A 20,197-nucleotide genomic window follows, 5' to 3' on the forward strand; every position below is an offset into this window, starting at 1 on the left:
CACCACGGCCACGGCATCGCCCAGGGTCCGCACACGATCCTCGCACAGCACCGGCCGGTCGTCGACGACGTATTTCAGGCGATTGGTCCCCTGGATGTCCTTGGCCGTCAGGGTACCGATCACCCCGGGCATGGCCTCGGCCGCCGTACAGTCGATGGATTTGATCATTGCATGCCAGTGAGGACTTCTAACCACCACGATTTCGGCGGTCCCGGGCATGTTGATGTCAGCGGCGAACGGGGCCGTGCCGCAGGCCTTGGCCAGGGCCGAGGGCCGCGGATGGGAGACGCCCATGGGCGCATCGGTCACCTTGGGACGGATCTCCTCGGGGGTGATCTCGTTTCTCAGGAAACGGCCGGCCAGTCGCACGGCGGCGATGATCTTGACATAACCGGTACAGCGGCACAGGTTGCGCCGCAGTGCGTGTTTGATCTCATCGTCCGTGGGATCCGGGTTGACATCCAGAAGCGCCTTGGCGGCCATGATCATGCCGGGAGTGCAGTAGCCGCATTGGATGGCACCGGCCAGCACGAAGGCTTCCTGGATCAGGTGCGGGTTGTCCGGCGTGCCCAGCCCTTCCACGCTGATGACATCGGCGCCGTCAAGTTTCTCGACCTTGGTCAGGCAGGAGAGGACGGCCTTGCCGTTGACGATAACCGTGCAGGCGCCGCACTGCCCCTTGCGGTCACAGGATTGCTTGGTTCCGGTAAGATGAAAGTGCTCGCGCAGCAAATCCAAAAGGACCATGTCCGCATCGGCCACCACCTGGCGGCTGCGTCCGTTGATGTTTACGTTTATTTTTTTCACGATATCTCCCGATCGGTTAAATCACACCCTGGTCGAGCATGGCGTCGACCACCTTGACGAAACCGCTCCTCCCCATTGAGGAACATGGTCGGTTAGATCATTTTCAGGCCGTCGGTGCCTGAATCCATCCCAACGGCCGTAGGTTGCAGCGCTTACCCATTGCTAATTCTCCAAGTAGGCTGGCCTTATGCGCCCATTTGCACCGTCTATGCCATTTTTGAAACCGATTTCAATGTATCTTCGAGCCGGTTGAGGACTTCATCGATCTCCTCCCGGGTCACGACCAACGGCGGTTCAAAGCGGATCGCCTTGGCATTGACCAGGGTACCGGCGACCAACACCTTGCGTCGAAACAGACCGGCGGCGACCCTGTAGCCAACCGCGTCATCCTTGAAGTGCTGGCCGATCAACAGCCCCTTGCCGGTGATTTTCTCGTAAATCCCGGGAAAGCCTTCCGCCAGCACGCTGAGTTTACACAGGAAGTAGTCGCCCAGTTCCGCCGCCCGCCGGGGCAGGTTGTCACGCAGGGTGACCTGAATCGTGGCGATGGCCGCCGCGCAGGCCAGAGGGTTGCCGCCGGTGGTGGTGGTATGCATGAAGGGATTGGGTTCTTCCAACGATTTCCAAATCCGGCCGTTGCCCATGAAGCAGCCGACAGGCATCACCCCGCCGCCCAGGGACTTGGCCGCCATCATGATATCCGGCTTGACATTCCAGTGGTCCACGCCCCACAGGGCACCGGTACGGCCAAGGCCGGTCTGGACTTCATCGCAGATCATCAAGATGCCGAACCGGTCGCAGATCTCGCGAACCCGGGGCCAGTACGCGTCCGGGGGAACGATGGCGCCGGCTTCACCTTGAATGGGCTCGGCCACGAAACCGGCGATCTCGATACCCACCGCGTCGCAAATCTCAAGCTGCCGTTCCAGGGCATCGGCATCGCCAAAGGGCACGAAGAAGATCTGGGCGCCATAGGGCTGCAAGGGTGCCCGGAAGGCCTTTTTACCCATCACGCTGAGGGATCCCGAGGTTTTGCCATGGAAGGCTTTCACCGTGGAGATGAAGCTGTGTTTGCGGGTGTGCAAGCGGGCGATTTTAAGGGCGCCCTCAACCGCTTCCGTCCCGCTGGCGACGAAAAAGGCATGGTCGATGTCGCCGGGCGTGATCTCGGTCAACAGCTTGGCCAACACCCCGCGCAAGGGATCCATGAGCTCCTGGCTGGGGATACCGGACTTGAGCACCTGTGCCCGCACCGCCTCGACCACCTCGGGATGGGACCATCCCAGGTCAAGAGCACCATAACCTCCCAGAAAATCTAAATATTCATTACCGAAATGGTCGTAGAAACGTGCACCCTTGCCGCGCCATTCAACGGCACCGTAGTCCCCGGCCTCGGTCATGGACTTGCGATAATTGACCCATCCGGCATTGAAGTGATTGACGAAGTTCTCCTTGGTTTCCTTGGAAATCCATTTGGCCGTGGCCTCATCAATGGATGCGGAGTCCTGCTTGATGATGTCCAGCCATTTGGCTGAGTAGGCGAGCGCGTCCTTGTAGCTACGCATGATTCCTCCTTCTTTTAGGGGTGGTTGATCGGTCCGCAAAATGATTAATTGAACGTTCGTTTAATTAATAAGGGCACTAAAATTACATTTAAAAATAGTTAGTTGGTTAGTTAGTTAGTTAGTTGGTTAGTTAGTTGGTTAAAAGGCGCCGTTTTTCAAGGCTCTGATCAAGGTCCGCTTGGCGGTCCGGGCAAAGGTCTCAAAGGGCTCGCCGTTGGCCAGGTAGTGGTTGTGAATCTCCAGGCCCTCCATCAACGTCACGACATAGTCCGCCGCCTGTTTCGCATCGGTCAAGCGGATCACGCCCTTTTCGTTGAAGTCGGCCAGCTTGTCGGCCACAAAATCACGCAGCCATTCAAACATCACCTTGAAGCGCGCCAGGATTTTTTCGTCTCTCAGGCTGAGGTAGTAGAAACCGAAATGCACGCTGGGTTCCACCGTCCGGCTCCATTGAAACGAAAAGAGCATGTCCATCAACGCGGTAAACTGTACCTCGGGGTCGTCGATGTGGTCGAAATCAAGCATCGCCGGCGATTTGTATTTCTCGATCAAAAGCTCGACCAGCTCGAGCTTCATATTGTCTTTACTCTTGAAGTAATGAATGATCAGGCTGGGATGGATCCCGATTCGATTGGCAATCTTGGAGATCGAAGCGCCTTCAAGGCCTTCTTCGGCCAGCACCTGGTAATAGCTTTCCAGGATGTCGGGCTTCCTCAATGCAGCGCTTTTGTTTTTCCGCATGATTATCTCGATTCTTGTCAAGGATTTCCCGCAAAAACGACATTATGGTAATATGCGAATAAAAAATCAACAAACTGGTGAAACCGATCAGCAAATTTAATATCGTGGCCTGATTTTAACTGGACATTCAATTAAATTACGGTTCGAGATCCGCCGGACCCGTCTAGGGAGCATGGCCATGTTTTTCACAACCCATTTGATTTTCAATCAATCCAAACATGGCGAGCCTTTTTGGCGCAATTACCGCACGACGTTAAAAAAAAGACGCCCGGCGCACTTCCATGGATTGAGGGTGTTCCGGGCGCCTGGCTATAAATGCCATCCTGCATAATTATATGCAGAATGGCATAACCCCCTAAATGCCCAGATAGGCTTCACGCACCTTGGGATCCTGCTCCAGATCCTTACCAGTCCCCTCGTGAACGATACGACCATTTTCCAGCACGTAACAGTAATCCGAAATCTTCAGGGCCTGATGGACATTCTGTTCGACCAGCAGGATCGTGCGTCCCTGTCGGCTGAGTTCGCGGATGATGTTAAACACCTCCTGAACCAGGATCGGCGCCAGCCCCAGGCTGGGTTCATCGAACATGATCAGTTTCGGATCCTGCATCAGCGCCCGGCCGATGGCCAGCATCTGCTGCTCCCCGCCGGAAAGGGTCTGGGCCTCCTGTTTTTTCCGTTCGGCAAGCACCGGAAACAGGTTGTAGACAGACTTCAGGTTCTGATCCCGCCTCACCTTGGTCCGCTTGAGATAGGAGCCCATGCGCAGGTTGTCCTCCACATTGAGCTGGGGAAAGAGCTGACGACCTTCGGGGACCAGGGAAATACCGGCATCGGCGACCTCATGCGCCGGTAGGCCACTGATCAGGGAGCCGTTGAAACGAACGTTGCCCGAAAAGGGCTGCAATACCCCGGCAATGGTCTTCAAGGTGGTTGTCTTGCCGGCACCATTGGTCCCCAGGATCGTCACCAGCTGCCCTTCCCTGACGCCGAAACCCACATCCCAAAGGGCCTGAATATCCCCATAACGAACCGATATGTTGTCGACTTCCAATACATTCATGCGGCATCCTCTCCAAAATAGGCCTGGATCACCATCGGATCCCGGGCCACATCGGCGGGTTTTCCAAGGGCGATCTGCTGGCCGAAATTCAGCACCACGACCCGATCGCTCAGATTCATGATCACCCGCATGATGTGCTCGACGATCAGAATACTGATACCAAAGCCTTTGATCTTGAGAATCAGCTCGATGGTCTTGTCCGCTTCGGTGGGGTTGAGTCCGGCCACGACTTCGTCGAGCAGCAGCAGCGACGGTTCCAGGGCCAGGGCCTTGCTGATTTCCAGGCGTTTGCGACCGGCCAGGGTCAGGTTGGCGGCCGATTTATCGGCCTGATCGGCAAGCCCGGTAAAATCGAGGATTTTCCAGGCATGCTTTTCCGACGCCCTGCGGGTGCCGTAACGGCACAATCCGGCGATAATGACGTTTTCCAGCACGCTCAATCCGGGGAAGGGTTTGACCACCTGAAAAGTACGCCCGATGCCGATGGCGGCGAGTTTGTAGGGGGGTACCCCGCTGACATCCTGGCCTTTGAAATGGATGCGGCCCTGGGTCGGCGGGTAATAACCGCTGATCACGTTGAAAAGGGTCGTCTTGCCGGCGCCGTTGGGACCGATCAGCCCCATCACCTCGCCTTCGGCCAGATCAAAGGTCACCCTGTTGACCGCATGCAGGCCGCCGAAGGTTTTGACGACATCCTGGACCTTGAGGATTGTTTCAGCCATGCTCCGGCGCTCCTTTCTCCTGTTCGTCGGAATGCTCCGACGCGTCGATCCGCGGACGGGAGACGGATTGGGTCCGCATCCCACGGGAGGAATCCCGATAATTGATGAACGTGCCCCACAGCCCATTGGGCAAAAAGAGCACGGTCAGGGCGATGGCGACGCCCAGGATGATCAGATACAGCACCTGGTAATCGGATAGGTAGGCCCAGAAAAGGGTTTTGAAGGTAAACACGATCACCGCGCCAATGGCCGGGCCGATCAGGGTGCCGAGCCCGCCGACAACCGCCATGACCACGGCCTGGTCGGTGAGGATATCCCCAAAGGCGGAAAGCGGGTCGATAAAGGTGATCCAGTAGGCGTAAATGCTACCCAAAAGGCCGACGGGAACGGCCGACAGGACGAAGGACTGAACCTTGACGCGGGTCGGATTGATCCCCAGTGCCATGGCACCGTCCTGATCCTCCCGGATCGCCCGTACTTTGAGGCCGAAAGGCGCCCACTCGAGCAAAATCCAGTAAAGGGCGAAGGTCCCCCCGACCACGCCCAGCATCCAGTAATAGAAATAGCTCGGGTTCAAATACGGCGGCAGGCGCATGCCGTCGGGACCGCCGGTGATATCCAGAATCAAGGCCAACTGTTGCAGGGCCAGGGCCAGTGCCCAGGTGCCGATGGCGAAATAGGAACCTTTGAGGCGCAGGGTCGGCAGACCGACGAAAAAAGCGAGTATTCCGGCAAACAGGCCGCCCAGGGGGACGGTCAGGATGAAGGCCCAGCCGCCCAGCTTCATCAAGATGGCCGTCGTGTAGGCGCCGACACCGAAAAACATGGCGTGACCGAAGTTGAGGTAGCGGTATATCCGGCCAGAAGATCCCAGGTAATAGCATCCCGATCCACATGATGGTTTCCGTAGCGATGCGCAGGAAGAACGGACTGTCAAACACCAATGGCAGGCCGACCAGCACCAGGAGGAGCGGTAAGAGTACAAGGTATGCGTTTTTGCGCATCGGTTACCATCCTCTCCCGAAAAGCCCCTTGGGGGAAATCAGTAAAATAATGTAAAGAACCACGAACACGGCCAGCAGCGTGTAACTGGCGCTGAGATAAACGATGAAAATCGACTGGATCAACCCCAGGAACAGGGCCGCCCAGGGCACGCCGGGCAGATAGCCCATGCCGGCCAGGACCACGACGAAAAAGGCCAGGACCGTGTAACGCCCCCCCTCCATGGGCGTCATGGAAAAGATCGTACAGACCAATACGCCGGTCATGGCGCTGATCCCCACATAAATGCCGTAGATAATGCAATTGGTTTTGTGGCTGTCGACGCCCATCAATCCGGCCGACTCCTTGTGCTGGGCCAGGGCGCGCACGCCGGTGCCGAAGTCGGTTTTCTTCAACATGTAGTGCAGTACCAGGGTAATCGCCACGGCAAAGGCCAGGCCGGCCAGGCGCACGAAGGGCACGGTCAGGAAAAAGTCGCCTTTTTCAAACAGCCAGGACGAGGCGGCCAGCTTGGAGGGGATGCTGCGGCTGTAAAAACCGAAGATGGTCAGCCCCAGGCCACGGATGATCAACATGATACCGAAGGTAAAGACCAGGCCCATGAGCAGTGGGTTGCCGCGATGACCACTGATGACGCGCTGGATCGCGGGCTGGATCAGGTAGCCGATGCCGAAAAAGACCACGAAGACAACGGGCAGCAGGGCAAATGGATCCAGACCGGTCCAGCCGTTGAGATAGTACCCCAAAAACGCGCCCAGCATGATCCATTCGCCCACGGCGAAATCGATGATATGCATCACCCCGAAGACCAGCGAAAAACCGATGGCGATGGTGATGTAGATGCCACCGATGAGAATTCCATCCAGAATAACCTGTGGCAAGAGTTCCATATGTTGTCCTTCCTGCAGAAAACGCAGGGGGTTGAAGCAAAAGGCGGGGCGCAAACCCCGCCTTTTGCCGGGAAAATCATTTAAATGGGATCAGCGTTATTTTATTCCCACGCTTTCATGGGGTACTGCGCCGGTGCCTCCTGGTAGTCGGCCGGACCGATGATAACGGTCTTGCCACCCTGGATCTGAAGGCCAGCGGGGTCAGACCGGTGTTGGCATGATAGAACTCCCCTTCGTGGGAGAACTTGATCGGGCCGTAGAAGGTATGAATGTCCAATTTTTCCAGCACATCCACCAGGGCCAGCTTCTGGGCCTCATCCAGAGGGGGCGCCGCGCCCAGCTGCATGACGGCGGCCTGGAAGGCCAGACCGGCGGCCGAGCAGGCGGCCATGGTGTAATCCGGCACGATGCCGAAGGCCGCTTTGATGTCGGCGGCATAGCTCTGGGCATCCGGCCAGATCAGGCCGCCCTTGGTTTTCAGGGTCGGTGTCCACACCGATGCGCCGTAGACCTGCTCGGCATCCTTGCCCAAGGCTTCGATGAATGCCGGTTCGGTAACGCCGTAATGCATTAAAAGCGCCTTGGGGGCATAGTGGATCTGACGCAGGGCCTTGACCAGGCGGATCAACTCTTCGTCATGGCCACCGAAAGCGATCACGTCCGGCCGCATGGCGCGCACGGCCGACATGTAGGGCGTCAGGTCCTGGCCGGAGGGAACGATGTCGTATTTCATCACCTTGATCTTCAGCTTTTCGCAGGTATCCCGGAAAGTCTCCGCCGTGGCCTTGGAAAAGGCGTCGTTGGATCCGATGACCACGGCGCGTTTGGGCGGCGGATCCAGGGTGGCGATAACGTTGAGGGCACTCGAACCGGTGAAGTTGACCGGCGGAATGGTGCCGAAGGTGAACTTGAACTTTTCGCGCCAGATCAGCGGCGACTCGGCCGAACCGGTGACCATGGGAATCTTGTATTTTTCCAACACCGGCGCGGCCGCCAGGGTCACGCCCGAGGAGTAGGGCCCCAGGGCAAAGTCGATCTTTTCCTGGGCGGCCAGCCGTTCCGCCGCCGATGCGGCCTGGGACGGTTCGGACTGGGCGTCGCCATAGATCAGCTTGACGGGATACTGCTTGCCGTTGATTTCGATTCCACCGGCATCATTAACGCGCTTGGCCCACATCTCATAACCTTGCTTGGTCACGTTGCCACCGGTGGCCAGGCCGCCGGACAAGGATGTGATCACACCAATCTTGAAAACAGGCGCCTCGGCGCCAACAGCGCCCGCCGTCACCAGCGACAACGCCAAAAATAGGGTTATCCATGTCATTCGCTTCATGTCGATCTCCTCTTTATGTAGGGGGGTTATGGGTAGACAAGCTGATCGGCATCGCAGATAGCAACGGGCATACCACTTAGTGCCCCGGCCAGCCACCAAGCGCGGGCAAAACGCAGGTGATCAAACTGGTAACCATCCGCTTTGTAATGAAATCTGAACTTTTCAACGCTTGGTTAAAAAAGTCGCGCAGGTCGTCATAAAAAACCTGAAAAGGCTGCTCCGGCCCGGCCGAATCGGTGGGAAACCCTGTCAATCGACATTTTATGCAAAACTGCATATTCAAAAAAACCTGCATATTTGTCGAAAGGGGCGACCTAATTGTTGTATCATCCCAAACCGTATTTTTTCAGCTTGCGGGCAATCGTGGACTGGTTGACGCCCAGGGCCGCGGCCACCTTGGCCTGGGTGCCGTGTTTCTCCTGGGCTTCGGCAAGGATGCGCCGTTCGACGGTGGCCAGGGTCTGGTTGAGGTTGCCTCCGCTTTTCAGAAGGCCCAGGGCATAGGTGACCGGTGAAGAGAGGTTGGCCGTCACGGGCGCCGGCAGATCCGCCAGGTCGATCTGCGGCCCTTCGGCCATCACCACCAGCCGCTCGCAGATGTTCATCAGCTCGCGCACATTGCCCGGAAAATCGTAGAGCAGGAGCGCATCCAGGGCCGGACGGGTGAGACGCGGCGGTTTGCCGACCTTCAACTTGGCGTTGAAGCGCCCGATGAAGTGCCGAATGAGCGAGAGTTTGCAGTCCTCCCGCTCCCGCAACGGCGGCACAACAATGGGGATGACGTTGAGCCGGTAAAAAAGATCCAGGCGGAACTCACCCTGGGCAACCATTTTCTCCAGATCGCGGTGGGTAGCGCAGAGAATGCGCACATTCAGCCGGCGGGGAGCCGTCCCCCCCACCCGCGTCACTTGGCCGTCTTCCAGAAAACGCAGAAGCTTGACCTGCGAGGCAATGGGCAGCTCGGCGATTTCGTCGAGGAAAAGGATTCCCTGGTCGGCCAGTTCGAGATATCCGGGTTTACCCTTCTGGGCCGCGCCGGTGAAGGCCCCCTTTTCATAGCCGAAAAGCTCGGATTCCACCAACGTTTCGGGAATGGCGCCGCAATTGACCTGAACCATGGGTTTGTCGGCGCGCACCGAATAGCGGTGGATCAGGTTGGCGATCACGCCCTTGCCGGTCCCCGACTCCCCCAGGATCAGCACCGTGGAATCCACCCGGCTGACCTTGCGGGCCTGGCGCAAGGCCTGGACGATATTGGCGCTGCGGGCGATGATCTGCCCCGAGATCAATTCCTCGATCTGCATCTCCTGCATGTGCTGCTGAATCTGGTCGTTCCTGGCTACCTGGCTTCCAATTCCTCGCGCAGGTTGTCGATTTCGGTGATGTCGCGCTCGTTAACCACCACGCGGATGATTTCGCCGGCCGCATTGAACACCGGGTTGCCGGTCAGCATGAGCTTACGGCCCGAACGGGTTTCCTGGAGCAGGTTCTCACGCCGGCCGCTACGGAGCACCTTGCGGGTCACGGAATGGTCGATGTAGCCCTCGGCAACCAGCTCATCGATATTGCGCCCGACCATATCGGACGCGTGCATCATGTTCAAGCGCTCGGAAGCGGTGTTCATGCGCAGGATCGTGCCGCTGCCGTCACAAATCCAGAGCCCGTCGTCGCTGGAGGCGATAATGGCGTCCAATTCCTGGCTCAGCTCCTGGAAGGCGTGCATTCGGCGGGTGGTATCCTCCAGCTCGGTACGATCTTCGAGCACGCACATCACGCCAATGATGCTGTTCTGGAAATCCATGGGTGCCAGCCGCACCATGTAGGAAATCTCACCCGCCTGGACCGGCAGATTGCGCGCTTGCTCCCGCGTCTCCAGAACCCGGACCACGTGGGCCCAGAAATCCGGCAGGGTATCGGGCAGGCGGCTCCCCTGAACCAGTCCCAAATGCTTCTGCACCGGACGGTTGGAAATAACGACCGTGCCCGAGGGATCCACCACGAAAATCGCACTTCCCGAAGCGTTGAGCAGGGCTTTCGAAAACAGGCGCCAGCTGTACGCCGCGTCATCATTGCCGCGATCGGAGAACAGCAGCCGGCTTAGATCGGATGCCGGCAGGGCCGGCGGTAGCGCATGTGCATTCATATTCCAGCCTTAACCGAAAAGAGGGTTATATGCAAGATTGCATATTAACCCCCCTCGAGCGAACCGCCGCACCGGCCGCAATCCCGCACAGATGCCCCCACAACGCTTGTTCCACGCGATGGTACAAGACTTGCTTTTTATGAACCCAACGAAAGAACCCGCCCCCATTCCCATTGCCGACGGATTCGCATGCATGCGTGAGGGATTTATCACCCAGGTTTAACAGAAAAGTTCAACACAAAAAGTTCAACACGAAAAGGAGTCGTAAAGATGGCAGGTCGCAATCAGGAACTGCTCGAAAAACGCAAACGGAACGTGCCCCAGGGCCCCTCCAATCTCACCCAGGCCTTCATCAAGGAAGCCCATGGCGCCGTGATGGTGGATGTCGACGGTCGCGAACTGATCGATTTTGCCGGCGGCATCGGCGTCAACAACGTCGGGCACTGCCACCCCAAGGTCGTGGCGGCCATTCAGGACCAGGCGGCCAAGTACATCCACACCTGCTTTCACGTGGCCATGTACGAACCCTACGTGGATCTGGCGGAACAGCTCAACGCCCTGGCCCCCGGCGATTTCGACAAGATGACCCTGTTTGCCAACAGTGGTGCCGAAGCGGTCGAAAACGCCGTCAAGGTGGCGCGCTACGCCACCCAGCGGCCGGGCATCATCTGCTTTGACAACGCCTTTCATGGCCGTACGCTTTTGACCATGACCTTGACCAGCAAGGTCAAGCCGTACAAGTTCGGGTACGGTCCCTTCGCCCCGGAAGTCTACCGGATTCCCTATGCCTATTGCTACCGTTGCCCCTTTGGCCTGAGCTATCCGAAGTGTAACGTGGCTTGCGCCGATTACCTGGAAGAATTCTTCATCGGCCATGTGGCCGCCGAGCAGACCGCCGCCGTTTTGGCCGAACCGATCCAGGGCGAAGGGGGGTTCGTTACGCCGCCGCCGGAGTACTTCCCCAAACTCAAGGCCATCTGTGAGAAGTACGGCATCGCCCTGATCATCGACGAGGTCCAAAGTGGCGCCGGCCGCACGGGCAAGTTCTTCGCCATCGAACACTGGAACGTGACGCCCGATATCATCACCATGGCCAAGAGCTTTGCCGGCGGCATGCCGCTATCGGCGGTGACCGGCCGGGCCGACATGATGAACGTTTCGCATGTCGGCGGCCTGGGCGGCACTTACGGCGGCAATCCGATCTCCTGCCGGGCATCCCTGGCGGTCCTGGAAATCCTTTTGAAAGACGGCCTGCTGGAACGTTCCGCGGCCTTGGGCGAAACCCTCATGACCCGGTTCACCGCCCTCCAGGAACGCCACGCCATCATCGGCGATGTCCGCGGCAAGGGCCCCATGCTGGCCCTGGAACTGGTCGAGGATCGCGAAACCAAAACGCCGGCCAGCGCCAAGGCCAAGGCCCTGGTGGCCCGCTGCTTTGAAAAGGGGTTGATCCTGCTCAGCTGCGGCGCCCATGGTAACGTCATCCGCACCCTGATGCCCCTGGTGATCACCGACGCGCAGTTGGATCGCGGGCTTTCCATTCTTGAGGAGAGCCTGATGGAAATCAGCCCATCCTGATCCGGCGTGTCGGCCGGTCCCGCCGGCGCATGCCGATAAAAAGAATCCTGGCGACATAGGTTGTTATTGGTGCCCATCCAGAAACAGACAAGGCCATTTCTGGATGGGCACGGACTATTCCCCGATGATCTTCACCAGCACCCGCTTTTTACGGCGGCCATCAAACTCACCATAGAAAATACGCTCCCAGGTGCCGAAATCCAGGCGCCCCTCCGTAATGGCCACGACCACCTCCCGGCCCATGATCTGCCGTTTCATATGCGCATCGGCATTGTCTTCGCCGACATTGTGCCGATACTGCGACACCGGTTCGTGGGGGGCCAGTTTTTCCAGCCAGACATCATAGTCGTGGTGCAGGCCGGATTCATCGTCATTGATGAACACAGAGGCGGTGATGTGCATCGCGTTGACCAACACCAAGCCCTCTTTGATGCTGCTTTCGTCGATGCACTGCTGAACGTCGGATGTGATGTTGATGAACGCCCGGCGGGTGGGGACCTCGAACCAGAGTTCTTTGCGGTAGCTTTTCATAGAAAACTCCCTAAGTGAAAGGTGGCAACGGAGAGCATGCCACGGCGAATTATCGGAAAGCACTCAAATTATCCAACAGGTACATGAAAGAATTATGAAACCTATGGGTTGAGGGTAAACCAAAAAACTTACAAAGTCAAAGCACTTAATGATGGCCAAGTATGTGATCCGGGAGCAGCATGGATTTCTTGTCGCTTTCCATAGACCGGTAAAAATCTGGCAGAATAAGTAGAGTGTTGATAATTTAAGGTAACACAATAATTTTAGTCAGATATTTGGTTCCACACAACTGTACTTATCTTCCGTCTACACGAAATTTACATCGATTTTACACCATCCAGTCTATCACAACATTTGACAGGGCCGGCCGATGCAAGGTAATCTTTTTGTGTTTTTGTAAATTTAATTTCCTGATAAAGAATTGGTTTCAAATACGCTGGTAGGCTGAAAACGTCTATTTTATCCCCCTATTTGGGATGTTATACCTTCTATAGAATATCGATGTTTTGCCTCACATGATAAAGATAAAGTTAACTCCATATTGTTATTGACATTAGACGTATTTAATTATTTCCTATGTTTTGTTTGTAAGAAAAAAAATAACAATGCATATCCATTTTCTATGATAGTCTAAATCTACTATAAACTACAATTTTTCGAATACTTTTTATGATGACGAACATAAAATTTAATAATCGTTATTCTCGATTTGCATATGCAATGATTGCAATAGCAACGTTTTGTTTAATTAGTTGTAATTTAATATTTCTTATATTAATTGTTTTCACTCATATCAAAATAAACAATTTATATAGTGACAAAAGTTTGCTATTAGATATCATCATTATTAATTCTTTAGGGTTATATCTAATTCTACTATTTCGCGATTGGGCAAAAAAGCCACGAATATTAATATTTCGCAATTTTAATGAAGAATCTGTTTTACAATCCAATAAATATATTGTTTCTAATAGCTATATTTTTGACTTTATATCACTTCACCTCCTTCCACTGTTAAATTGTTTTAAATTCTCGATGGGCCTTGCTAACCCGCGTGTAAAAAAAGCTTTTTAATTGAAATTGATGGTTATGGAATATCAACTAAATTTCAAGGTAAGTGGAAAGAAGTTGTGTTGGATTTACTAAAAGATGCAATGCTTGCTGTTGTTGTAATGGATGAACTTGGGGAAAATTTAATTTGGGAAATAGATATAAGTATACAAATTTTGTCTCCCCAAAAAGTAATAATTCTTGTTCCTAAAAAACAGGAATTTATAAGAATCGTTGATGCAAATTATAAATCAACTAATGTTATAAAGTACAAAGTACCGATAGAAACTTTACATGATGTAACAGAAATATTGATTAAATCATTTGGGCCTGTATCATTTTTAAAATTTTTAACTATTAAACATCTTTTATCAGGCAGAACAGAAAACTGGCTTACTTTTTGTTATTCATATATAAGTATACTTTTTGATAGACCGCGTATTTTTAAAAAAATACCAAAAATTCAAATGACGGTGATACCATGTTCATACTGCCAAAATTGTTCTCACTTTATATGTAAATGTTGTAAAACTACTTGGTGTCGTACATGTCAGCGTAAAACCTTTCATGTTAAGGCTTTGACTATGTTTAGAATTTCATCGAGTAGATGTCCAGAATGCAAATCCGTTTCTGTTAATAGAATATAATTGTGAGGGGCGGGAAACAAAAATTAAGGAATTGTTCGATACTCCACGTAACAAACTATGCAATTTAGAATTCTTTCCTCTATATGGGATATTAATGTTATGAAATGTGAACATATACATTGTGCAATGATTACGATGGCTATTGTGTTTATCCCAATAGCTGTATATGCACATACAGGTGGGTTCGGCGGCATTGAATATGTTTTTGCCAGCCCTTTTTTCTTTTTCTGCGCCTTTCTCAGCTCTTGTCTTAAGCGCATTCTCTATGTGCCTGCAAAGGAAAGAGGAATTATCGGCAAGTTATCAATTTTAATAATACTCTTCGAATCAACTTCTTGGTTTATTTTTGCAGTTATCGCTTGTCTTTTAACATCAAAATTTGAATTTTTATATGATATTATTTTTATTGGTTTTTCTGTATTATATGGGGTGTCTGCAATATTTATAAATCTGCTTCTTTTTCGAAATGAAAATCAACGATATATGGATACAATTAAAAGTATTTCAAATTTATTTAATGCAGCTATAATTGCAATGTTTACACCTGGAATATTTATTGCTTTTTTGTTTTTATTCAAGTAAATTAGAAATTCATTAGCAGGCTGCAAAATTAGAATAGGTAATTTAGCTAAGCTACCCGATTCAAGATTTTAAGCTCCCTATGTTTCCATTAAAGATATACTCAACCCGTTCACCCAAAGTCCTTCATAGCCTCTGTGCAGATAACACCGTATGGCCAAACTTGGAAGCTGAGTCAGATACCGGTGCGCAAAAGGGTCAACTTGCCCTGGGCTTGAGGAAACGCGAACGGATCAGCAGCAGGGGCCGATCGATACGATTTAGCACGCTGGCGGCAACGCTGCCGTAAAACGTCCGTTCCTCGCCGCCCTCGCCATGACTGGCCATGGCCACCAGATCGGCCGACGTTTGCTTGGCGGTATTGATGATACCGGCGACCACTGCGCCCCGGGCGATGCGCACCTCGGCGGTGATGCCGGCACTGTGCCACTTGTCGGCGATGGCCTGCAAATACAGGTGATACTTCTTGATGAGCTCCCGACGCCTATCGAGGAAAGAATCCACATCGGCCACCTCATCGCGCTCGAGCATCAGATCGGAACCCGCATCCACATAAAGCAGAACGACCTCGGCATCGAAGCGCAGCGCCAGGCTCTCCACATGGGGCAGGATCGTCTCGGCTCGCAAGGAACCGTCCAAGGGAACGAGTATTTTCCTGTACATCATGTACCTCCTTGAGGTGATGGGTCATGAATCGTTTTACCGCTGATCCGAGGAGGAGAGAGAACCCTCGTCGCTGAGTGCTTCGAAACCGGAAACGATATCCAATAACTCGGCGGTGATCGCGGCCTGGCGCTGTTCCCGGAACTGGGCCTGGAGATCGCCTATCGTTTCCAGGATGTTTTTCTCGGCGGCCTGCATGGCTACGAGCCGGGCGGCATTCTCGCTGGCCAGGGACTGGGTGAATGCCCGGTACAGGGAGATAAACAGGTATTGCCGGAAGAGATGCGTGAACGTCGTCTCCCGCGAGGTGCTCAGCATGGGCAGGCAGTGTCCCGGCCAGGTTTCACGCCTGCGTTCATCGGCCCAGGTTTCATCAAGTGGCAGAACCCGCTGGAATACAGGCGTGTATCCACCATGCGCACCCAACACATGGTGGCAGATGAAGAAGGTTCCCATCTGTTTGGCCGACCACCACTGCTCGATGGAGCGGACCAGTTCGTGAATTTTCAGGTTGACGGCATTCAGGCTCCCCGGTGCCGGGAAATGAACGTCATGGGCCGCCCCCGCATCTTCTAATAGGCCACGCACTTTTTCCCCGACACTCCAGAATTTCCATTTCCGCCCCTTGGCGGACGCCGTCTTGGCCACCTGTTCGAGGGCAAAGGGCCAGAGAGATTCATTGAACTGGCCGCACATGCCCTGGTCGGAACCGACCACCAGGCAAACGTCCGTTTCGTTGGGGCTGCGGGGAAGCATGGGGCGCCCCAGGCGCAAAAATACCGTCCATCCCCTGTCCACCACACGGCGGTACTGTTCCAGGGTGTCCACGGCCCGCTCGTACTGGCGGATATTGACGGCGGCCAGGCTTTTCATGGTCTTGACCACGCTCAACAGATCATGGGCGGTCCGGATCCTGCGGGTCAGTGTCTCCAGCGTCGGCATGTTCCTCCTTGAACGGGCCGATTGCGGCAGTGATGAGATGGGTCAACCGATCCCACAGCGGATCGCCGTCACCGGCCCGGGATACGGCGTCTTCAAAGTCGGCGATGCCGGCTGTCGCCGCTTCGATGACGGCCCGCTCGGCCTCGTCCATGCGCCCTTCGGGCACCGCGTCCAGCAGCCCCTGGGAGACGGCAAACAGCACGGCAATCTGTTGGCCGGCCGGCATGGTGAGCCGTTCGTTCTGCCTGAGCACGGCGCGAACCCGGCGGCCGTGTTCAAGGGTTCGACGGGTACGCTCGTCCAGTCGGGTGCCGAAGCGCGCAAAGGACGCCAACTCCTGAAACTGGGTGTAGGATAGGCGTAACGCGCCAGCAACCTGGCGATAGGCGGGCAGCTGGGCCTTGCCGCCCACGCGGGAGACCGATTTGCCCACGTCCACGGCGGGCAGCACCCCTTTCTGAAAGAGTTCCGGAGAGAGGTAGATCTGGCCGTCGGTAATCGAGATCAGGTTGGTGGGAATGTAGGCGGAGATGTTTTGGGCCTCGGTTTCGGCAATGGCCAGGGCCGTGAGCGAGCCGCCGCCCAATTCCTCCCGCAGGTGCGTGGCACGTTCCAAAAGCCGGGAGTGCACGTAGAAGATATCTCCGGGAAAGGCCTCGCGTCCCGGAGGACGCCGCAGCAGCAGGCTCAGTTGCCGGTAGGCCACGGCGTGGCGGGTGAGGTCGTCGTAAACGATCAATACGTCGCGGCCCGCTTCCATGAAATGCTCACCCAGGGAGGTGGCGGCATAAGGGGCGATATACTGCAGACCCGGCGGGGCATCGGCGTCCACCACGATCACGACGCTGTACGCCATGGCCCCGTTTCGTGACAGTGCTTCGATGACTCTGGCCGTTCCAGAACTTCGCTGGCCGATGGCGCAGTAGATGCACAGGACATCCTTGCCGTTCTGGTTGATGATGGTGTCCAGGGCCACCGCGGTTTTGCCTGTCTGGCGATCCCCCAAAATCAGTTCCCGCTGGCCCCGACCGATGGGAATCAGGGCGTCGATCACCTTCAGGCCGGTTTGCAGCGGACGGACCACCGGCGCCCGATCCATGATCGGGGGCGCGTCGTGCAGCACGGTCCGATCGTCTCGGCTGTCGACATTTCCCCGGCCGTCCAGGGGCCGGCCAAGGGGGTCCACGACCCGGCCGACCAGGCCTTCTCCAACGGGCACTTCCAGCACGCGGCCGCTGCGGCGTACCTCGTCTCCGGCCCGGATCGTTTCGCTGGGGCCGAAAAGGATGACGCCCACCTTATCGGGCAGGATGTCCAGTACCATGCCGGCGACATCGGGCCCCACCGCGACCTGCTCCTCGAACTGCACCTGCCCCAAGCCGTCTACCCAGGCGATCCCCTGGCCGACCGAGTGGACACGGCCCACTTCTCCGGTCTTCAGGTCGGGTGAAAAGTGTTCCACCCCCTGTTTGACGGCCCGGTCAACGTCGGCCAGTACGTCCGCCAGCCCGCTCGTTTCCAGCCGGTGATGCTTCTGGTTCATGAATTCACCCGCACATGGTCAAAGAGACTTTCCATGATCTCGGCTTCCAGATCCTGAAGATAGTCAAGCAGGTTCCAGGCGGCCGTGCGGTCGCCCACCACCAGTTGAATCCCCAAGCCCAGCTGCGGATGCGCCTCCAGCCGGATTGGGGCAGCCGTCGGGAACCACGTTGAGAGACGTTCCCGCAGCATGCGGTCATCCTCATCATCCAGGGGAATTCCCGACTGAACGACGATCTCCTGGTTGGCTGCCGGGTGGTTCAGCGCATCTTTTTGGTCAGACACTTTTTCCATAAAGACCCGCAGCACCTGCCGGTTCAAGCCCTGATCCGAAAGATCCCGGAGGGTCTTCTCGCCGATGCGCACCACCTGCCGCGCCACCTGCCGCTTGAGCCGGTCGAGAAATGCCTGGCGCTCCCGGGAGATGCTGGTCATCCAGGCCTGACGCAGTGACGCCACTTCTTCCCGGGTCCGCTCCATGGCCGCCTCGCGCCATTGATCCACCTCTTCCCGGGCGTCGGCCATGAGGTTTTCCCGGGCTTCGGCAAATGCGGTTTTCTCCCGTTCCAGGGCAAGGGAACTGGCCTGGGCCTGCTGCTCCGCCTGTTCGGCCCGGTGCAAGGCGTCGGCCATCTTCTGCTCCCGCCGTTCCATGGCGCCGCGGATCGGCTTGAAAAGAAAGCGGTTCAGCAGCCAGATCAGGATGAGAAAATTGACGATCTGCGCTACGACCGTGAACCCGTCGATCAGCACGGTTTAGCCTCCGGCCGTTGAAAGAAAGTACTTCCAGAACGGATTGGCGAAGATCAGTATCATGGTCACCACGAAACAGTAGATGGCCGTCGATTCCACCATGGCCATGCCCACGAACAGGGTCCGGGTGATGGTACTGGTCTCGTCCGGCTGCTGAGCGATGGAACTGAGCGCCTGGGCCAGGGCGCGTCCTTCGCCGATGGCCGGTCCGATGGCGCCGATGCCCATGCAGATGGCGGCCCCCAGAACGGACGCCACTGCTACCCAACCGATTGCCTCCATAGCGGTCCTCCTTTTGTCTCTGGCAGTTCTTTTCTACCCTCATTCACAGATGGGCGCGTTGCCTCGTCCCGTATCGTCCCCATCCCGGTCGGCACGCCGGGCGTGTTTACGTCGTCGTTGCCACATCCATTCCCGCGCTGATGTATACCGCCGACAACACGGCAAAGATGTAAGCCTGGACCATGCCTGTCAAAAGTCCCAACAGCTGCATGAGAATGGGAACGATCAACGGCGCGATGATCAGCAGGATGGCGCCGATCATGGTGCTGCTCATGACGTTGCCGAACAGGCGCACGGAAAGCGCCAGGGTCCGGCTGAACTCGCCTATGATGTTGAACGGCAGCATGAAGGGGGTCGGCTGGAGATAGTTGCCGACATAGCGCTTTACGCCGATGGCCCCGATGCCGTAAATGGGGACCGCCAGGAAAACGCAGATGGCCAGTCCCGCCGTGGTGGAGAGGGACCCCGTCGGTGGCTCGAACCCGGGAACCACGGCCAGAAGGTTGCATACGGCGATAAAGAGAAACAAGGTCCCCAAAAACGGTAACAGGCCCTTGGGCCGGCGCGGAGAGATCTCGTCCAACTGGCGGTCGATGACGTGGACCACCACCTCGAGAACATGCTGCACCCGTGACATCCGGGCACCGGTTTGCAGACGCCGGCCGACCAGCCAGGAGCCGGCGGAAAGGAGCACCATCACGGCCCAGGTGAACAAAATGGTGCTGTTGACCTTTAGCAGGCCAAGCTGCCACCAGATGTGATCATCAGGGGTGAGTTGCATGATAAGAACCTTTTCTTTCAGGACCCAGCCTGCGGGTCAAAACGATGCGCACGAGGAAGAACCCTGCCAGGGTAAAGAAAAAGGTTGCCGGACCCTGGCGCAGGATGATCCAGAAGCCGGACAGGACCACGGCCAGGCGGGCGACCACACTGATCGCCAGCCAGCGCCCCGGCCGCCGTTTGCCGAGCACCGTCTTTACGGTCAGCCACAATCCGCCGAAATAGAACAGGCCAAGCAAGGTGCCCCACAAAAACGCCAAAACTAGTAAGATGAAATTGTCATCCATCATTCTTCCCTCTCCCGATCGATGGCGTGCTTTTCCCGCTTCACCCAGAAACCGGCGTTGAGGCATCCCAGGGCCAGGCCGATGACCAGCAGCATGAGCGTCCAGCTGTAGGGACCGGGCCAGTGAAGATCGATCCAGACCCCCAGGAAAATGCACACGACCGTGGGAATCGCCACGGCCCATCCCACCACACCGAACGTTCCCAGACCGAACCAGATGGGATCCCTTTTTTTCTCCCGGGCCCGCAGTTTGCGCTTTTCGACGGTACCCACGGCTTCCGGAAACGTTTTCCGA

21 protein-coding genes and 1 pseudogene are annotated in these 20,197 nt (G+C 55.8%); 3 read left to right on the forward strand and 19 right to left on the reverse strand.

Annotation, left to right across the window (positions count from 1 at the left end; translation table 11 throughout):
* The 10 genes from JCM12296_RS15900 to JCM12296_RS42025 all read right to left on the reverse strand — a co-directional run.
* A partial coding sequence (locus JCM12296_RS15900; protein WP_157067660.1) for a 2Fe-2S iron-sulfur cluster-binding protein occupies positions 1 to 807 on the reverse strand: 807 nt, incomplete at its 3' end.
* 206 nt (positions 808 to 1,013) lie between these two features.
* On the reverse strand, positions 1,014 to 2,372 hold the full coding sequence (locus JCM12296_RS15905) for an aminotransferase class III-fold pyridoxal phosphate-dependent enzyme (protein WP_054695015.1): 1,359 nt from the start codon (positions 2,370 to 2,372) through the stop codon (positions 1,014 to 1,016).
* Positions 2,373 to 2,510: 138 nt separating this feature from the next.
* Positions 2,511 to 3,113, reverse strand: a complete 603-nt coding sequence (locus JCM12296_RS15910; protein ID WP_054695018.1) for a TetR/AcrR family transcriptional regulator — start codon at positions 3,111 to 3,113, stop codon at positions 2,511 to 2,513.
* Between the two features lie 355 nt (positions 3,114 to 3,468).
* Positions 3,469 to 4,179 carry an ABC transporter ATP-binding protein gene (locus tag JCM12296_RS15915; RefSeq protein ID WP_054695021.1) on the reverse strand — a complete coding sequence of 237 codons (711 nt, stop codon included), beginning with the start codon at positions 4,177 to 4,179 and terminating at the stop codon, positions 3,469 to 3,471.
* Positions 4,176 to 4,901: an ABC transporter ATP-binding protein gene (locus JCM12296_RS15920; RefSeq protein ID WP_054695024.1), complete on the reverse strand. Its 726-nt coding sequence runs from the start codon at positions 4,899 to 4,901 to the stop codon at positions 4,176 to 4,178. The genes JCM12296_RS15915 and JCM12296_RS15920 overlap by 4 nt, the downstream gene beginning before the upstream one ends.
* Positions 4,894 to 5,886: a branched-chain amino acid ABC transporter permease gene (locus tag JCM12296_RS15925; RefSeq protein WP_306304043.1), complete on the reverse strand. Its 993-nt coding sequence runs from the start codon at positions 5,884 to 5,886 to the stop codon at positions 4,894 to 4,896. The genes JCM12296_RS15920 and JCM12296_RS15925 overlap by 8 nt, the downstream gene beginning before the upstream one ends.
* 22 nt (positions 5,887 to 5,908) lie before the next feature.
* On the reverse strand, positions 5,909 to 6,793 hold the full coding sequence (locus tag JCM12296_RS15930) for a branched-chain amino acid ABC transporter permease (protein WP_054695030.1): 885 nt from the start codon (positions 6,791 to 6,793) through the stop codon (positions 5,909 to 5,911).
* A gap of 115 nt (positions 6,794 to 6,908) precedes the next feature.
* Entirely contained in the window at positions 6,909 to 8,126 is a 1,218-nt protein-coding gene (locus JCM12296_RS15935) for an amino acid ABC transporter substrate-binding protein (protein ID WP_054695033.1), read from the reverse strand.
* 326 nt (positions 8,127 to 8,452) lie between these two features.
* Positions 8,453 to 9,439 (reverse strand): sigma-54 interaction domain-containing protein, encoded by a 987-nt coding sequence (locus tag JCM12296_RS42020; protein WP_218188126.1) that lies wholly within the window; start codon positions 9,437 to 9,439, stop codon positions 8,453 to 8,455.
* A gap of 26 nt (positions 9,440 to 9,465) precedes the next feature.
* Complete coding sequence (locus tag JCM12296_RS42025) at positions 9,466 to 10,269, reverse strand: PAS domain S-box protein (protein ID WP_218188127.1); 804 nt, start codon at positions 10,267 to 10,269, stop codon at positions 9,466 to 9,468.
* Positions 10,270 to 10,539: 270 nt separating this feature from the next.
* Between JCM12296_RS42025 and gabT the strand changes: the two genes are divergently transcribed.
* Positions 10,540 to 11,847 carry a 4-aminobutyrate--2-oxoglutarate transaminase gene (gabT, locus tag JCM12296_RS15950; RefSeq protein WP_054695038.1) on the forward strand — a complete coding sequence of 436 codons (1,308 nt, stop codon included), beginning with the start codon at positions 10,540 to 10,542 and terminating at the stop codon, positions 11,845 to 11,847.
* 114 nt (positions 11,848 to 11,961) lie between these two features.
* Here gabT and JCM12296_RS15955 read toward each other — a convergent pair whose 3' ends face one another.
* Positions 11,962 to 12,378: a secondary thiamine-phosphate synthase enzyme YjbQ gene (locus JCM12296_RS15955; protein ID WP_054695046.1), complete on the reverse strand. Its 417-nt coding sequence runs from the start codon at positions 12,376 to 12,378 to the stop codon at positions 11,962 to 11,964.
* A 1,133-nt stretch (positions 12,379 to 13,511) separates the two neighbouring features.
* On the opposite strand from JCM12296_RS15955, the gene JCM12296_RS38430 reads away from it, so the two are divergent.
* The gene (locus JCM12296_RS38430; protein ID WP_157067661.1) at positions 13,512 to 14,075 is read left to right on the forward strand and encodes a hypothetical protein; all 564 of its coding nucleotides are present in this window, start codon (positions 13,512 to 13,514) and stop codon (positions 14,073 to 14,075) included.
* 99 nt (positions 14,076 to 14,174) lie between these two features.
* Positions 14,175 to 14,657 (forward strand): hypothetical protein, encoded by a 483-nt coding sequence (locus JCM12296_RS15960; protein ID WP_157067662.1) that lies wholly within the window; start codon positions 14,175 to 14,177, stop codon positions 14,655 to 14,657.
* A gap of 195 nt (positions 14,658 to 14,852) precedes the next feature.
* Here the strand turns inward: JCM12296_RS15960 and JCM12296_RS15965 are convergent, their stop codons facing one another.
* The 8 genes and pseudogenes from JCM12296_RS15965 to JCM12296_RS16000 all read right to left on the reverse strand — a co-directional run.
* Entirely contained in the window at positions 14,853 to 15,320 is a 468-nt protein-coding gene (locus JCM12296_RS15965; RefSeq protein WP_083456191.1) for a universal stress protein, read from the reverse strand.
* A 33-nt stretch (positions 15,321 to 15,353) separates the two neighbouring features.
* Positions 15,354 to 16,259, reverse strand: a complete 906-nt coding sequence (locus JCM12296_RS15970; protein ID WP_054695055.1) for a F0F1 ATP synthase subunit gamma — start codon at positions 16,257 to 16,259, stop codon at positions 15,354 to 15,356.
* The gene (locus JCM12296_RS15975; protein ID WP_054695058.1) at positions 16,213 to 17,802 is read right to left on the reverse strand and encodes an alternate F1F0 ATPase, F1 subunit alpha; all 1,590 of its coding nucleotides are present in this window, start codon (positions 17,800 to 17,802) and stop codon (positions 16,213 to 16,215) included. The genes JCM12296_RS15970 and JCM12296_RS15975 overlap by 47 nt, the downstream gene beginning before the upstream one ends.
* The gene (locus JCM12296_RS15980) at positions 17,799 to 18,554 is read right to left on the reverse strand and encodes a F0F1 ATP synthase subunit B family protein (RefSeq protein WP_054695061.1); all 756 of its coding nucleotides are present in this window, start codon (positions 18,552 to 18,554) and stop codon (positions 17,799 to 17,801) included. The genes JCM12296_RS15975 and JCM12296_RS15980 overlap by 4 nt, the downstream gene beginning before the upstream one ends.
* Before the next feature lie 3 nt (positions 18,555 to 18,557).
* The gene (locus tag JCM12296_RS15985) at positions 18,558 to 18,836 is read right to left on the reverse strand and encodes a F0F1 ATP synthase subunit C (RefSeq protein ID WP_054695064.1); all 279 of its coding nucleotides are present in this window, start codon (positions 18,834 to 18,836) and stop codon (positions 18,558 to 18,560) included.
* 106 nt (positions 18,837 to 18,942) lie between these two features.
* Positions 18,943 to 19,617: a F0F1 ATP synthase subunit A gene (locus JCM12296_RS15990; protein ID WP_054695068.1), complete on the reverse strand. Its 675-nt coding sequence runs from the start codon at positions 19,615 to 19,617 to the stop codon at positions 18,943 to 18,945.
* Positions 19,601 to 19,906: an ATP synthase subunit I gene (locus JCM12296_RS15995; RefSeq protein ID WP_172683926.1), complete on the reverse strand. Its 306-nt coding sequence runs from the start codon at positions 19,904 to 19,906 to the stop codon at positions 19,601 to 19,603. The genes JCM12296_RS15990 and JCM12296_RS15995 overlap by 17 nt, the downstream gene beginning before the upstream one ends.
* Positions 19,903 to 20,193, reverse strand: a pseudogene (locus tag JCM12296_RS16000) (AtpZ/AtpI family protein); the annotation flags it as partial. The gene JCM12296_RS15995 and the pseudogene JCM12296_RS16000, both read right to left, overlap by 4 nt.
* Positions 20,194 to 20,197: the final 4 nt, after the last annotated feature.

The sequence above is a fragment of the Desulfosarcina cetonica JCM 12296 genome, from assembly GCF_001311845.1.
Taxonomy (GTDB): domain Bacteria; phylum Desulfobacterota; class Desulfobacteria; order Desulfobacterales; family Desulfosarcinaceae; genus Desulfosarcina; species Desulfosarcina cetonica.